Here is a 15,162-nt window from a genome sequence, read left to right as displayed (position 1 = left end):
GCCTGGATAGTAAAAAATCACGGGCTATTGATTTTACTAATTATTTACGTTTACGGCTGCTTCGACTTTATGTTGCCATTCTTGTTGTCTTTTCTTACGTAAAAGCTCTCTGTAAAAAGCTAGTCGAAACACTTCAAATAAAACCATTGTGATTACTACACCTACTAAAAGCAACAACACTCCAACAATTATCCCTATACCAGTTAAAACGAACAAGCCTATTAATGGCCAACGACTTCTTCTCATTAAGCCAAAGCTTCTTCCAATACTTCTGAACGTATTAATAGACGGATCATCATGTAGGATATATAAAGCCTGAGAAATTCCAGTTAAGAGCCAAATAAACAATGCGTAAAGAAGAGCAAAGATGACAGCAAGTAGGATGGAATAGCCATCTAACCCTGCTGATAATATAATCAATAAACCAAAAAATGAATAGAGGACCACCAATCCAAATAATGATAAAAGGATATACGTTAGAAAAAGAACAATAAGTCCTTTATACAATAGACGAAAATTCCGAAATGGAAAAGTGATTGCCTTAACAAACCTTCCCCGCATTGTTCGGTCTGTAAGTGTAATATATTGAACAAGAATAAAAAAGAGTACACCATTAACGAAGGATTGTACAACAAGTTCACCTAGCGAATCTGATGTTAAAATGTCAAGTGGATCAAATCGTATAATGACCGTTCCTTGGATAGGTAATGTACCTAACAATAGTTTTATCGTATAAACGAAAAATACCATACCAATAATTTTCAACCAATTTAATTGAAGAATATTCCATCCTTCTCTAAAAACATTACTGAACATATATGCTCCTTACAAAAACAATATTGTTAGCCAATCGTATTTTCTCTATTTTCTAGCACCCTTTTCTTTAGAAAGAATCCTAAAAATACTACAAAGTAAATGAGTAAAAAGTTAATGAAAACACCCGTATGCAAGGCACTTCCTGTCAATTTTCCAGAAAGTAAGTTTGGCAATAAAAACTGCGATCCATTTTCTACGTATAATGTTAAGAATGGGAATGGAAAACCATAGCTTTGTGCGTATTTGGATGTGTGTAAGAACTCAGTGGTAGCAGCTGGAGTGATAGCTAGTAGAAGTATAATTGCAGCAATGGAAGTCCAGAAAATTTTTCTATCCATAACATTTCCCCATTTTTTCTTTTTATAAATAGCATAGACTACGGGTATCGCTATTACAAATCCAATCCAAACGAATTCATCAGGGTGTAATCCGAAATTCGTTAATATCGGTCCAGTAATAATGACAGTTGCTAGTCCAGTTAGAGTTGCAATAATGAAGAACACCAACATAAAACGAAGAACTTCTAAAATAATTCTCATTATTCTCCTCCTTTCTTTCACATTTTTAGGTATTATCTACCATTTTATAATGTATTTGTTAAAAAGACAATACCTACTACAAATTCTATATACGTTTTCTAATTCTTATGTAAGAAAATCAAGTAGGGATCTGTTCCCTTACTTGATTTTCTATCAACCATTATTTTTTACCAATAAATCTCCTTATAAGGATTGGCTGTTTTCTTTACTCAATTCAGCAATCATTTCACTAACAAGTGCTTCTTGATAGCCAGCACGTTTTCTTTTCTTTATTTCTTTTACTACGGGTAACATTTCAGACGTCACAATAGCATCTAACTTTTTTAATCGCTCATCCGAAAGTTCTATACTGGCTATTGATTTTTGATACGACTTTACGTCCATCTTCCACAACCGCACATTCTGAGGATGCCTTAATATTAATTTTTCCGCCATACCTAAACCTTCTGGGTCAATATCGCCGGCATAATAAAGTGTGCAATCTTCCTTAACTAATAAATCTATCAGAATTAATGCTGCCAATTTAAATTGACCATGGGTACAAATTAGTGGAGCATCAGGTAATTTGTCTAAAATACTTGAATAGACCCCGGAGTTCTCCACAATCCACACCATTTTTTTATTGCCAGCTGGATAAACACTTGTAAGCCCAATTAATTCACGGAGAGGCATGTTCAAGACACTTTGTGTTCTTGCTGCTGCTTCCCACATGGGATGTGATCCTTCCGTCGATTCTGCTAGTAAATTTGCACACGTTACATAATTCGTAATATCGTCTCGTAGTATGTTGTAGGATAGCAGCAATTCGTTGATGCCCTCACTATCTGTTGGTACAATAACAGCATTCCCTTTACATTTATCTACTGCTAACAAATGGACAAACAGTCTACCTAAAATAGTATTTAAATCAAAAGCATGGGGATCACGAGTAATTCGCTGACTAAACATTGGTAATCGTTCTAATTCGCTTGGTAAATGAGCGATTGCATGTTCTAAATGACAAGCTTTCATCAAAAATTCCTCTGGTGAATCAGCCATTAAACGATAAATCCAATACGTATCAGACGATTTTTTTCTAACATAGTTCAACCAGTTATTAATCCCAGGGTATTTACTAGCTAACTGGTCAAAAAAATGCTTGGTCCTTTGCTCTGCCATCTCTTTTTTCTCTTTCTTGGAAACAAGCGGTTCTTCAAAATAGGCCTCTAACAACTCTTTTAAATCCAGACTAGCAAATTTAGTGTTTTTTAATTGTTTCTCAAAACTTTCCAACGATACTTTTTCCATTCGTTGTAAGTCAGTCGTAGTTTTTCCAAAAAAGCGAGCTACTGCCTCTAATTCCTTGTCACGAAGGGAATCTATTTTAACAGTCCCGCCAATACGTCCTAACGATTCATACTTTTTCCTGAATAAAATAAATAAACGATCATAGTAGTTATTTTCTCTAAAATATGCGAGTGCTGCTTTTATCATGATTCTTCATCCTCACACAAATGATTGCTCCTCTTCCCTCTCATCAGGAATTTCCATATTCATTTTACTACCATCCCAATGATATCGAATAACACTTACAAAGCTAGCGTTTTTTGGCCGTACTAGTTCACTGATGGATAATTTACTAATTGTGTCATAGTCACCCCACAATACTTGCGAGTTCATAATATAGTTAAACCCTAACTGCTCCACTATTTCAAACATCTCACGAATATTATTTTCATCTACTCCTGCAAAAGCTTCATCTAAAGAAATGATATATGGTGCATCATCAGCCGCTTCCAAGTAACGTGAATAACAAGCAGTAAATAAAGGAATGTACATAGCCATTGCTTTCTCTCCACCACTAAACTTATAAAATTGATTATTAGTAAGTTCTCGTTTATTCTCACCTTCTCTTTGGAAATGAAGGACAAATGAAAACCATTTACGATAATCGAGAACCTCCTTTAACACTTGAAGTAATGTTTGCATCTCACTACTGTCTCCAAGCATTTCTCTCGCTTTGGAAATTTTTGAACGAAAATGAATCATAATTTTCTCGATATCTTCTTCTTTTAATAGCTTCGCATCTTGTCTTAATAAATGTACTAAATCAACCGTGTCCATCTCCGTCTCTGCATCTGCTGTTCGCGGTTTCCACCTAATCGAGAAGGATAGGCCAGAGGATGTATCCCTTGTTTCCATGAGTTGTTTCATTTTATGGACCCATTGCTCTGCACGGCGTATTCGCGCTCGTAATTTTTGACCAACAGAATGGAACAATATCTCCTCATATAATGCTTGGTCTTGTTCATTGAGTAAGCTTTCTTGGCGCTCTTGCTCTAATTCAACCTTCTGTTGCACAGTATATGGGCTCACTTGTTTACCTTGATAATCTAGCTCAATCAATTGGCGATCAACTTTTTGTATCCACTGTTCGATATAAGGCATATTTTCTTCATTTACTAATTCATCCATCCACTTCGGTTTTGTAAATGGTGCGTTGAAGATATTCGGGCGATACTCGATTAGATCGCTATGTTGTCGAAAATACTCCTGCGTTAGCTGTGATACCAGTTTTCCACGGTCTTTTTCTTTCAGTATGTGTCGATATGATTGAAGTACAGTAGTGGCTACTTCCTGAATATCATTTTCTGTATCAAGTTCGAGGAATCCACGATGTACTTCTTGTTCGAATGAGGATTTCCATGCCTTCTCCATGTTTTCCCAGAACAAAACCTGATTCTCTTTAACTTTTATATCTTGCTGAACATGGTCTTGTTCGGCTTCCTTTCGAGACAACGTTATTTCCTTGTCTCTTAAATCATTTTGAATTTTACTTAATGCTTGTTGTACATCCATTATTTGTTGCCTTATATCACCTACACCTTGTTGCGTTAATTGTTGTTCAATGTGCTCTATATTCTGTTCCATTTCTTTTATTTTGTCTTCAGAAATATTTATTTCGCCTTGAACCTCCAATATTTCTTGCTCTAATTCATCAAGTCTTGCCATAATATCGTGCTGTCTTCTCCAATCGTTGATATATTGAAGATGCTGTTTTTCCAATCTAGATAAGTCTTTTTCATATCGTTTCATTACGGAAATAGCCTGCTGGTAAGCATCCCAACTTATTTCGAGATTAAAAGCCCTCGCTTTTTCATTAATTCTTTGCTTTACTTCCGAATAGTTGTTGTGGATTTCTTTTAACTCCCTAGATAGTCTTTCTACTTGAACGTTGTGGTGCTTAATCTTTAATCTTACGTCGGTTATTTGTCGAAAACTTTCTTGTAAATCTTCATCATTTGGAAATTGGTCAAATCTAGTTTTTGCTCGTTCAATCGTTGCGCGAACATTTTCTAATTCTGAAAGATATGTTTGTTTACTTTCTTTTAATATCGCAATCTCTGCTTGAATGATCTCTATTTGTTCTTCTCTAAATCTTTTTCTAGCATTACGACCAATAAATCTAACTTCACTTACTGGCAGTGCATGACCTTTTAATAATCCTAATTGATAATGACCTTCTTCTGTTATCGAGAATAATGCGCCTTCGTCCGTATCTCCAATTGTAATACTGCTTAATACATCCGCAACTATTCTTGGCGAAATAATACTTTCTTCGTTAACATCAGGCTGTAAATAATCCGCTAATGTGTATGCCATCATTTGTGGCTTTGGAGATAACATTCGATCATGCTGTAATTTTATTTCTTCTCCTACAATTAAAGCATCTAACATACCACTATCGATAATGGCAGCCTCTATTCTTCTTCTTACATCCGAATGAACATGTGGTTGGAATTCCACCGCCGCATAAAAAGGAATATAGTCTATGCCTTTTTTTCGTAATAGTTGTCTAGCTTCCCTTGTAAGTTGGTCCATTTCCGGTTCTGGGTCTGTCTTATCTTTCCATTCTTGGAGCAGCTTTTCTTTTTCCTTTATTTCCTCTTCCAATTTTTCTTGCTGGAATGTTAATTCCGACACCTTCTGTCCTTGTTTGCGCTCGTAATCTAAGACAGCTTGTCTAAATGGCTCCTTCACCACATCATAACTACTAGGTTCATATAAAGAATGAATGTTTCTGGAAACGCCTTGCAATGATTCACTATCGATATCTAACCATTCGGTATCTCCTAACCAGGAATGGATTTCGCTTAATTTCTTTTCCTTGTCCTCTTCAAATAGCCTATTCCAATCTTGCTCTTGAAACGTAACTTCATCAAGGAGTTGATTTTCATTCGCTAATTCCTTATCTTTTTCTTGAAATCTGGTCTTTAATGTCTCAAATTCTTGTAGTTTCTCTTTTATTTCTTCGAGTTGAGTTAAATGTTCACTCGTTTCTTTCATCCATACACTAAAATCAAAGCTCTCCTGTTGATGACGTTCATAATCCTGTTTGTTTAATCGATGCGCGTCTAAAAAGGCTGACTCCTCCGCATCTTGTTCCATATCAAAAAGCAAATCCTCGATTGTGTGCATTCGTTCATCATTCATCGCCTCGATATCGTTCTTTTCTAGTAAAAAGGAGTTTTCTTTTTTACGACGATCTTGAAATCTGATTTCCCTTTGTGCTAGACTTTGCTTTTCTTGTTGAAGCTTTTCGAATTCCTCGCTTCGTTCTTTTTCTAGATTCCATACTTTGTGTGACCGTAGTCGTTCTTCTTGCTTTTTATTCGTCTCTTTTTGCAAGCGTAAATCTCTAATTTGTTCGTTTAATTGATTAATTTCTTCATCTAATTGTGTCCGTTTATCATTGTATTGCTTATATTCAGATTTTTCCTTAACTAAACGTTTACTAGAGGAACGAAACTCATTCGCTTGATCGGCAAGTAAATATTGATTATACAAATCATATACTTCATTTAAACGTTTTATAGCAGATGCTTCTCGATCTAATTGTTCTATCTGCTGTTTGGTTTGATCCATTTGTTCAATCGTATCTGATAAATGTCGCAAATCTTCATCAGATAAAGGTGGTAAAGCAGCTTCTAAAATCTCATAAATGACAGACGGCCTGAAATCTTTTGATAACTTTGGACTTCGCAGTTGGATGAGCAATTTTATTAAATCTTCATATGCTTCAATCGTTTCAAACCCAAATAAATATTTATTTACTAAATTCATATACTCTGATTTTGTTTGAACGACAAATCCACCGTCTTGAATTAAATTTTCTAACTCTACACGTGATAATGGTATTTTTTGTTTTTCTCCAGCATTGTTTTCCATTTTATAAAGATTCATATCATGGCCTATTCGGCGATTATCTGTAATGACAAACCCCCAAAACTTCATTTGTTTATGACGTTTCGCTTGTAAGCCAATTCCGATAGTCATGAATTGATCCATTCCTTGTCGTTTAAATTCCATAAACAAATAGCCTGTTCTTTCATCACGATCAACAATGTCCTTCTCTCCAAGCAAATAGTCTTCCATTCGGCGCGCTTTTGAACCAAACGGATCCAACCGATCTGGAGACGTTTTACCATCCAATAAAACAGGCAAAAAACTTTGCATTGTTACCGATTTACCAGATCCATTACTGCCTCGAAGTAATAGCTTCCCGTTTGCAAAAGTAAAAAACTCCTCATCGTAGTACCAAAAGTTTAACAATCCAGCTCGGTTAATCTGCCATTTATTCACTATCCTTCACCTCCATAAGAAAATCACTTGGATAGTCTCCTATCATCCGTGCGATTGTCGATTTCAAAGTGAGTATATTTGTATCCTCTTCTACTTCAACCATTTCCCATTCCTTATACAATTGTAATAGTTCTTCTGCAATCGCTGTATAAGAAATATCACGATATTTCTTGCTCCAGCCATGACCTTTTATTTTTTTCACTGTATCTACTAGTTGGGTAAAATCTGCCATCGTTAGTTTAATTTCTCCAAATGAATTAATAGAAAATTGATCTAGGTGTTTTCTTATATATGACTGAAAATGTAGTGCAATATTTGTAATCGCTTTTTGATCAGGGAATAATGTGTACCGCTGTTTTCGCTCTGGCATAACGAGCATGGCTGCATTTTTAAAGACTTCCAAGTGAAGCGGTGTATTTTCCTCTAAGTCATCTCGCAGTCTATTGCGATAATTTCGTATGTAGGCAAAATCTTGATCCTCCTCGTGTTCTCGGTAGACTACAGGAGAAAACATCAATTTACGATAAACGCGCTTCCTTCTTGCATCAGCTTGGTGCCGTTGCCATTCACTATCAAGTATTTCTCGCATCGTCTGATATTGATATAAATCATCTGGATAAGAGCGCATGAAATATCGAGCGTATACAGTCACTTCATACAGCACTTCCTGTTCTTCATTATTCGCAAAGACTTCAATGTCCCCATCTACTTCTTTTATAATGTGCAAATCGACCATCTTCTTTAATGCCCGAACTAGCGATTTTCGATGTTGATAGTTCGTCCAATCTAATGAAAATTCACCTGGATACATATCCTGTATCTCTTCGGAAATATCCGACAACAAAAATTGCTCATCAACAGATTGTTGTTCTGTGAAGGCTAATCCACAGCAAAAGATCGCATAGTCACGTGGTTCTACAAAATCTTGAATTCCCATCCAACCTTTTGGGTCTACTGGAATTTTCTCAAGCTTAATAAAATGTTGATGGACAATTAAATCAAAGCCAAACTTTTCGGAAACATACTTTTTGATCCCTGTTTCTCGTTCTCGAATGAACTGATATACCTCAGGCTCTTCTTGTCGCAATACCCAAAACTGTTCGAACAGAATCCCTAAAGCTTCTTGGGATTTTTCATCAAAATTTGAAAGTTTCATACGTTGTCCACCTCCCTATCAACAAACTCAAAGACAGCTTTCGGCATTTCGAGTTTGCCATCTTCAGAATGTAATTCAACACGGTCATCACTTAGGACAACATGGACGTTCGTACCAAATTCCGTTTTTATCGTACGATCTTTGCGTGCCATGGCCTTCCCAATCCAAGATAATAACAACTTCCGTACGTGTGATTCTACAATTGGTAGATCCTCCACTTTTATTTGATGATTGTGTATGTATTGCTCGATTAGCTTTCTCTCTCGTTGTTTCTTTTCTAGATGGATTTTCTTCATTTTTTCTTTCATTTCTTTGTTATCTGTTACAGCTCCAGGACGTGTCTTTTCCCGATAATTTCGAACGATTGGTTTTGTCTCGTGTTCCATTGGTTGTTCATCCCAAATATCCGTATAAATATCTTCTGTTGGTATATGGTCAATGTGAAAATGACGAGTATGAAATACGCCAAAGGCTACCGATGACAATTGGTGTGCTTCCTCCATCTTTTCGATTGATTCAAACCATTTAGCAAGATGAAGATAATCTTTCTTTCGACTACGAAAGAGTCGATGTCGTTCGCCAAGTCGTTGGACAACTCTTGTTATCCGTCGTATCGATTCATTTGTTCGCTGTTGTAGCATCTCGTATTGACTATCTCCATGTTCATTACCAAGAAACCAAAATTTGATACTTAACCATTTTTCTCGGTACTCTTCATAAGGGTCTTCTACTTCTTTCTCAATCTCTTCAAAACGAAATGCTTGCTGTTGATGCCCCATTACCTGATCAAAGAAACGTTGGAGATTTTGCGGATAAATCCCACGAAGTAAGTCTTGAATTTGTACCGCAGTTCCTTGTAAAGCAATAATGAAGTCACGTAAATACGTAGTAAATTGATCTTTATAGACGAGAAACGCTTCGGTTTGCATCCTATCTTCCACATCTTCACTATTAATATAAGCGATATAATCTGAAGTGTTTTGAGTGATTTGGCGAAAATACGTTAACACATCTTCCCATACTTGTGCACTCTCTTCATTCGATTCATGTAAGTTACCTAAAGCAATCTGCTCAATTTTAAGTAAAGCCTGGTACAAACGCTCAAATTGTGTTCTTTCTAAAGAGCCTCCGAAGGTTTCTCCCATACCTTCCAAAATGATGAGCATTCGCTCAAATTCAACAGTATAAGGTGTACACTGATATCGGAAACGTTTCTTTTTAAATTCTTCGACTGTTCTGGATTTTCCCATCTCTTGTCTAGCAATTAAATTACCCCATCGAACTAATGCATCTAAATCAAGATGTAAAGCTTCTACTGTATACTCTTGGAATTCATGGATTTCTTTCAAATGTTCGAAAATTTCTTCCGGGAAAAGAAATTCCCTCATCCTTTCATGTTGAATGTAAAAGTATCTTAATATCGCTCGATAACGCCATGCATTATCAGCTGTTAAATAGGTTGCTTCTGTTACTCGTTTAAACATGCTCCCACCTACCTTTGCTCTTACGACGTCCTTTTCTACCATTCTAACTTCTTCAACACAATTAGTCTATTTGTGTCGGTTTTTTATTCATAAGCGCGGTCTATGAAGCGGGAATCATGTAATTTAATTTACTATACAAACAACTTTTAATCCCATTTCTTCCCTATACGATGACTGAGTATAAAAATTGGTATAAAAATTATCAATAGAATGATGGATTCTAGTAAAGTGGATTTTGTAAAATGTTCGGACGTGATGTAGAAATTAAGAAAGAAAATATTGTAGGGTATGATGAGCAATAATGAGGTTAGAAGTCCTGGAGTATAAGCTCGCAAATACAACGATTGTAATGGATGTGTAAAAATATTAAGCGCGAATATTAGGTTAAGCCCGAAAAACAAAGAATATCGATCTGTTGTGATAGCAATCATGATGATAATGGAAGCGAATATTGATACCATAAATACCACTACCGCAAACTGGCTAGATGTAATGTTCTTACTTTTATTTAATTCTTTCTGAATCGTATCAGGAATTTTCTCTATTACACGTGGATAAACCTTCCCCATCCATTTCTCGATCATGATGATTTCTTCTAAATTATGTAGCATAAAAATAATAATAAACCCAACTATCCATAAATTCATGTCCATTTATTCTCCCCCAATTTAACCTATTTTTTATAGTTGTATAATATATCTTTTTAATACAAACGTATTAATTAAATAATAGCAGAATCGATTATTTAATACAAGTGTGTTACTATAAATATATGCCAAAAATAGTAGATCATAATAAACGTAAGATCCAAATAGCGGAAGCAACATGGAATGTTATTATCAAAGAAGGTATAGAACAAGCAACAGTGAGGAATATAGCTCAAGCTTCAGGTCTTTCAGTAGGTGCTATTCGATATTATTTCGCTTCACAATCCGAGTTACTAGCCTTTTCTATGGACTTAGTCTCTGAACGAGTTCTCGAAAGAATTAAAATACGAAAGCATATAAAAGAGGTCAACCCTTTAGATGTTGTAACTGAAGGTATCTATGAAGTCCTTCCAATTGATGAAGATCGGAAAATAGAAATGGAGGTGTGGTTAGCATTTTCTGCAAAAGTATTGGTGGATACAGCGTTACGTGAGCGAAGTAATGCAGTTTATCAAGACATGCATCAAGGCTTGAAAAAAGCTATTTATATGTTGCAATCTTCAAACCTTACAAAAGACGATATTGACATTGAGTTAGAGGCGAACAGACTTCACGCATTAGTCGATGGAATGGCAACACACCATTTACTAAACCCTGAATATTTCACTCGCCAACAAATGATGGATACATTAAACTATCACCTACAATCATTATGTAAATAGGTGCAGAAAAAGCTGATGGTTTCATCGGCTTTTTCTACCCTAATTCACTAATTACATTAATATGATATTTTTTCGTTAAGCGCTCATAATGTTTATATAGAGAGTGAAACTTTCCTTTATAGTTTGGATGCCAAGGTTTCTTTTTACCACAAAAATGAATGATCGCAGTATGGTTCATAACATAGTCAAGATCTATTGTATTTTTACTCATCCATCTATAATAATAATAGGATCTAGCATCAAAGTTATATTGAATTTCATTGATGTTTTTTATGAATTTCGAGTAAAGTCCATTGATAATATCCTGGTCTGGCAAGATCAATTTTTTTCTATTTTCCTCTACAAACTGAAAGATATCTTCCTCTTTAATCCTTTTTCGCTGTTCTTCTAAATTCATTAATAGAACTCCGGAATTATAGTAGGCCTCAATGTCATATTTCCTCCATCTTAGCTTATTTATTTCTTTCACGGACGCGAAATCATGATAAGCAGCTGCATACAAATATCCTTCTAAGTCTTCATTATACAAGTCACTCAATTCGTTAATGACGAGAATATCTGGATCCAAGTATAAAATACGCTCTAAATGGGCCGGTAAAAATTTATAAGCTAATAATCGATAATACATTTCTATCGAAAAGTGTTTGATAATAGGGGCTTTAACAAAGATATCCGAATCAATCAAAATGTCGTTTAACTCATGACTTTGTTGTCGAACAAAGCTTTTCAATTCCGTAACTTCTTCAAATGTAAGAGATGAATGCATCAGGTAGATGGTGAATTCTTCTTTTGGATTATTCAGGAATAAAGACTGTAACATTACTTTTAACGGCTTAATATAATTCGCATTTAATGTGACTAATATATTCAAATTGCAACACTCCATTATTAAATTTTATACGAAGTTCTCCTCTCAAGCATTGACAATACACGTCTACATCATTCCTTCAAGTGCGAATTACCTCTTTCCTTACTATTTTATTACCTTTTTCGAATTCGGTCTAAAATAATTTATACAAATCTATGAAACAACGAAGTTGAAATTACAACGTTTTCAGCGCATACTGTATTAGTAGAAAAATAACAGAAAATTTTATATGAAAGCTAGAGGAATTTACTATGACACAAATTACAAAAAAACAGTCTTTCCGATTCGCTCTGATACTTGGCGTATTTTCTGCATTAGGCCCATTTACTTTCGATATGTATCTACCAGCATTTCCGGAAATGGCGGAGTATTTTAACACCAGTGCGTCCTCTATTCAAGGTAGTTTAACCGCTTCCTTATTAGGTGTTGGGTTAGGTCAAATAATAATTGGAACAATGAGCGATGTATATGGACGGCGAACGCCTCTATTTATTTCGATGATTGTTTTTACACTGGCTTCCTTAGCCTGTGCCTTTGCGCCAAATATTTTGACATTAGTAATTATGCGTTTTATCCAAGGCTTTGCAGGAGCAGCAGGGTTGGTTATCTCTCGTGCTATCGCTCGTGATTTATACAGTGGGGTTGAATTAACTAAATTCTTTGCCATGATCGTACTTGTTTCCAGTGTGGCACCATTAGTTGCACCACTATCAGGAGGAATGATTCTTTCCTTTACACCATGGATGGGAGTTTTTATTTTCCTTACTGGATTAGGCGTACTTTTAACAGCAATGACGTTCTTTCGGTTGAAAGAAACACTCCCTAAAGAGAAGCGTGTACCTGCAAATTTAAAGAAGTTAGCGATCAATTTTGGTAACTTATTACGTAATAAAGTGTTTATGGGATATGCATTAACTCAAGGTTTAATGATGTCTGGTATTTTTGCTTATGTTGCTGGAACACCATTTATCTATCAAAAAATTCATGGTGTTTCTCCACAAGTATTTTCGATATTATTTGCTGTAAATGGGATTGCTTTAATTATAGGTGCACAAGTTGTTAATCGCTTAGCTGGAAAAATGAAAGCTCTACGATTATTACGAATCGGGTTAATCTTAGCAGTTATTAGTAGTGCAGCTGTCTTCATTGTTATTTTAGCGAATGGACCGTTGTATGCTATTGTTATCACCTTATTCTGCTTATTGTTCTCCTTAGGGGTTATTAACCCAATTGCGTTTACTTTAGCAATTGAAACACAGGGCCATATTGCTGGAAGTGCGTCTGCACTACTCGGAGTTCTACCATTCTTACTAGGATCAATCTCTTCCCCACTTGTGGGGATTGCCGGAGAGTACTCAGCGATTCCTTTCGGTATTATCATTTTTACGTCGACTCTATTAGCAGCGTGTGCGAATATCTTTTTAGTGAGAAAGGGATAATGCAGAAAAAACTCTACATCGACATTAGATGTAGAGTCTTTTTATCTGAATCGTAAGACAACTATACTGCTGTATAACCGCCATCCACTAATAAGCTTGCTCCTGTGATAAATGATGCGTCATCACTTGCTAGGAATGCGACAGCTTTGGCTACTTCTTCTGGTTTCCCTAGTCTTCCAATTGGATGAAGATTTACAAGCTCGTTTTTCACTTCCGATGGTACACCTGAAAGTAATGGTGTTTCAATATAACCTGGATTAATATTATTTACTCGAATACCTTTTGCAGAGTACTCAGCAGCAGCCGTCTGTGTTAATAATTTTACTCCACCTTTTGCTGCAGCATAAGGACCCACTCCTACTTTACCTACAACACCATGGATAGAATCATTATTTACAATTGCGCCACCATTTTCTTGCTTTAGCATTTGCTCAATCGCATATTTATTACATAGGAACACTCCGTTTAAATTAACATCGATAACTTTTTTAAAATCTGTATAGTCTGTTTCATGTAATAAGGACATAGCACCTATCCCTGCATTCGCAAACATAACATCGACACTACCAAATTCATCTACAGCTTTTTGAACTAGATTTTTTACATCCTCTTCTTTTGTAACATCTGCTTGTACAAAGATGGTTTCAGAGCCTTTTTCATTTAAATCTGCAGACAGTTCTTTACCTGCCTCTGACATATCGGAAATAACTACTCGGGCGCCTTCCTTAGCAAATTGAATAACACTCGCCTCACCAATTCCACTTGCTCCACCTGTAACAATAGCTACTTTGTCTTTAAATCGTTCGGACATATATATTTCCTCCTTTAGCATCGTGAATAAGTGCCTCTACATGTAGTCTTCCACCTAATGTTGGAAATAGTCGAGAAAACTACGACAATTTTGTGAATGTTTGAGCATATATAGAATTATGCCCGCCTAAGCGGAGCATTCTGATCTTAGTAAATATTTTATTCTTTATTATTTTTGTCTTTAAAATGAAATACCTTTGCACTTCGTTCATATTCTACATCACGAACCTGTATGCGTGAATTAACGATTCGAGCTGCTGCAAATAAGAAATCAGATAAACGGTTAATATACTGAAGTGGTATATGTGAGATGTTTTCCTCTTGATTCATGAGTGTGACGATTCTTCTCTCCGCTCGTCTCGTTACAGTTCTCGCTATATGTATAGTAGCAGCTGCAGGAGCTCCTCCTGGTAAAATGAATTTTTCGAGTGCTGGTGCTTCTTCTGTCCACTGATCAATTTTAGATTCTAAATATTCAATCGGTTCTTCTGATAATTGATGTGGCTTTTCGTTTGATGTATTGGACAGCTCAGATCCACAGTCAAAGATTTCATGCTGGATCTTTACTAAGTCAGCAATTAGATCAGCGAAATGTTCATCGTCTAACTCTGATACAGCTTTTCCGAGATAAGAATTCACTTCGTCTAGCGTGCCGATTGCTTCCACTCTGACATCATCTTTGGATAGTCTTGAGCCAATCACACTTGTTCTCCCTTTATCACCTGTTTTTGTATATAGTTTCATATAAATCTCTTCCTTTCGATTCCTTCGATCAATTCTATTATAATCGAATTGCCTGATTTTAGCCGGAAAGACTAATGAAATGAATAAGAGGATGTTAGCTAGTTGTTCTATCTGGAGTCGTGTGTTGTCTATCGAGAGTGGTTCGATTCTATCTGGACTCGTGTGCTGTCTATCGAGAGTAGATTGATTCTATCTAGAGTCGCGTGTTGTTTATCGAGAGTGGATAGGTTACACTTAGTTGGACAGATTCGTTAAGGTCATCTAAACTTGAATCAAATAAAAGTCTGAGGAGATTCACTAATGACCAGAAAACCA

Annotated in this window: 12 protein-coding genes; 2 read left to right on the top strand and 10 right to left on the bottom strand. The window is 35.8% G+C overall.

The annotated features are described in order from the left end of the window. Positions 1 to 36: 36 nt before the first annotated feature. From GGQ92_RS03965 to GGQ92_RS03935, 7 genes are all read right to left on the bottom strand, one after another. Positions 37 to 816, bottom strand: a complete 780-nt coding sequence (locus GGQ92_RS03965) for a hypothetical protein (protein ID WP_184244841.1) — start codon at positions 814 to 816, stop codon at positions 37 to 39. Positions 817 to 842: 26 nt separating this feature from the next. Further along, the gene (locus GGQ92_RS03960) at positions 843 to 1,355 is read right to left on the bottom strand and encodes a hypothetical protein (protein ID WP_184244839.1); all 513 of its coding nucleotides are present in this window, start codon (positions 1,353 to 1,355) and stop codon (positions 843 to 845) included. Between the two features lie 183 nt (positions 1,356 to 1,538). Next, positions 1,539 to 2,828: a TIGR02679 family protein gene (locus tag GGQ92_RS03955; protein WP_184244837.1), complete on the bottom strand. Its 1,290-nt coding sequence runs from the start codon at positions 2,826 to 2,828 to the stop codon at positions 1,539 to 1,541. Between the two features lie 12 nt (positions 2,829 to 2,840). After that, positions 2,841 to 6,977: a TIGR02680 family protein gene (locus GGQ92_RS03950; protein ID WP_184244835.1), complete on the bottom strand. Its 4,137-nt coding sequence runs from the start codon at positions 6,975 to 6,977 to the stop codon at positions 2,841 to 2,843. Next, positions 6,970 to 8,133 (bottom strand): TIGR02678 family protein, encoded by a 1,164-nt coding sequence (locus GGQ92_RS03945; RefSeq protein ID WP_184244833.1) that lies wholly within the window; start codon positions 8,131 to 8,133, stop codon positions 6,970 to 6,972. Before GGQ92_RS03945 ends, GGQ92_RS03950 begins: the two co-directional genes overlap by 8 nt. Then, positions 8,130 to 9,659 (bottom strand): TIGR02677 family protein, encoded by a 1,530-nt coding sequence (locus GGQ92_RS03940; RefSeq protein WP_246384029.1) that lies wholly within the window; start codon positions 9,657 to 9,659, stop codon positions 8,130 to 8,132. The genes GGQ92_RS03945 and GGQ92_RS03940 overlap by 4 nt, the downstream gene beginning before the upstream one ends. A 104-nt stretch (positions 9,660 to 9,763) precedes the next feature. Continuing rightward, positions 9,764 to 10,270: an HXXEE domain-containing protein gene (locus GGQ92_RS03935; protein WP_184244831.1), complete on the bottom strand. Its 507-nt coding sequence runs from the start codon at positions 10,268 to 10,270 to the stop codon at positions 9,764 to 9,766. A 119-nt stretch (positions 10,271 to 10,389) separates the two neighbouring features. On the opposite strand from GGQ92_RS03935, the gene GGQ92_RS03930 reads away from it, so the two are divergent. Further along, positions 10,390 to 10,986: a TetR/AcrR family transcriptional regulator gene (locus GGQ92_RS03930; RefSeq protein WP_184244829.1), complete on the top strand. Its 597-nt coding sequence runs from the start codon at positions 10,390 to 10,392 to the stop codon at positions 10,984 to 10,986. Between the two features lie 34 nt (positions 10,987 to 11,020). On the opposite strand, the gene GGQ92_RS03925 is transcribed toward GGQ92_RS03930, so the two are convergent. Beyond that, positions 11,021 to 11,857 (bottom strand): glycosyltransferase family 8 protein, encoded by an 837-nt coding sequence (locus GGQ92_RS03925; RefSeq protein ID WP_221437229.1) that lies wholly within the window; start codon positions 11,855 to 11,857, stop codon positions 11,021 to 11,023. 248 nt (positions 11,858 to 12,105) lie between these two features. Here GGQ92_RS03925 and GGQ92_RS03920 point away from each other — a divergent pair, with 248 nt between their 5' ends. Beyond that, positions 12,106 to 13,293 (top strand): multidrug effflux MFS transporter, encoded by a 1,188-nt coding sequence (locus tag GGQ92_RS03920; RefSeq protein WP_184244825.1) that lies wholly within the window; start codon positions 12,106 to 12,108, stop codon positions 13,291 to 13,293. A gap of 61 nt (positions 13,294 to 13,354) precedes the next feature. On the opposite strand, the gene GGQ92_RS03915 is transcribed toward GGQ92_RS03920, so the two are convergent. Both GGQ92_RS03915 and GGQ92_RS03910 read right to left on the bottom strand, forming a co-directional pair. Next, on the bottom strand, positions 13,355 to 14,104 hold the full coding sequence (locus tag GGQ92_RS03915) for an SDR family NAD(P)-dependent oxidoreductase (protein WP_184244823.1): 750 nt from the start codon (positions 14,102 to 14,104) through the stop codon (positions 13,355 to 13,357). A gap of 158 nt (positions 14,105 to 14,262) precedes the next feature. Continuing rightward, positions 14,263 to 14,847: a cob(I)yrinic acid a,c-diamide adenosyltransferase gene (locus tag GGQ92_RS03910; protein ID WP_184244821.1), complete on the bottom strand. Its 585-nt coding sequence runs from the start codon at positions 14,845 to 14,847 to the stop codon at positions 14,263 to 14,265. Positions 14,848 to 15,162 lie beyond the last annotated feature (315 nt).

Origin of the sequence: Gracilibacillus halotolerans, from assembly GCF_014206945.1 — a bacterium.
Lineage (GTDB): Bacteria > Bacillota > Bacilli > Bacillales > Amphibacillaceae > Gracilibacillus > Gracilibacillus halotolerans.
This window is presented reverse-complemented; position numbering and strand designations above follow the sequence as displayed.

Bases quoted from the DNA above. Each gene is read 5' to 3' on its own strand.
- GGQ92_RS03965 (WP_184244841.1), bottom strand. From the start codon at position 816: ATGTTCAGTAATGTTTTTAGAGAAGGATGGAATATTCTTCAATTAAAT.
- GGQ92_RS03960 (WP_184244839.1), bottom strand. From the start codon at position 1,355: ATGAGAATTATTTTAGAAGTTCTTCGTTTTATGTTGGTGTTCTTCATT.
- GGQ92_RS03955 (WP_184244837.1), bottom strand. From the start codon at position 2,828: ATGATAAAAGCAGCACTCGCATATTTTAGAGAAAATAACTACTATGAT.
- GGQ92_RS03945 (WP_184244833.1), bottom strand. From the start codon at position 8,133: ATGAAACTTTCAAATTTTGATGAAAAATCCCAAGAAGCTTTAGGGATT.
- GGQ92_RS03940 (WP_246384029.1), bottom strand. From the start codon at position 9,659: ATGGTAGAAAAGGACGTCGTAAGAGCAAAGGTAGGTGGGAGCATGTTT.
- GGQ92_RS03935 (WP_184244831.1), bottom strand. From the start codon at position 10,270: ATGGACATGAATTTATGGATAGTTGGGTTTATTATTATTTTTATGCTA.
- GGQ92_RS03930 (WP_184244829.1), top strand. From the start codon at position 10,390: ATGCCAAAAATAGTAGATCATAATAAACGTAAGATCCAAATAGCGGAA.
- GGQ92_RS03920 (WP_184244825.1), top strand. From the start codon at position 12,106: ATGACACAAATTACAAAAAAACAGTCTTTCCGATTCGCTCTGATACTT.
- GGQ92_RS03915 (WP_184244823.1), bottom strand. From the start codon at position 14,104: ATGTCCGAACGATTTAAAGACAAAGTAGCTATTGTTACAGGTGGAGCA.
- GGQ92_RS03910 (WP_184244821.1), bottom strand. From the start codon at position 14,847: ATGAAACTATATACAAAAACAGGTGATAAAGGGAGAACAAGTGTGATT.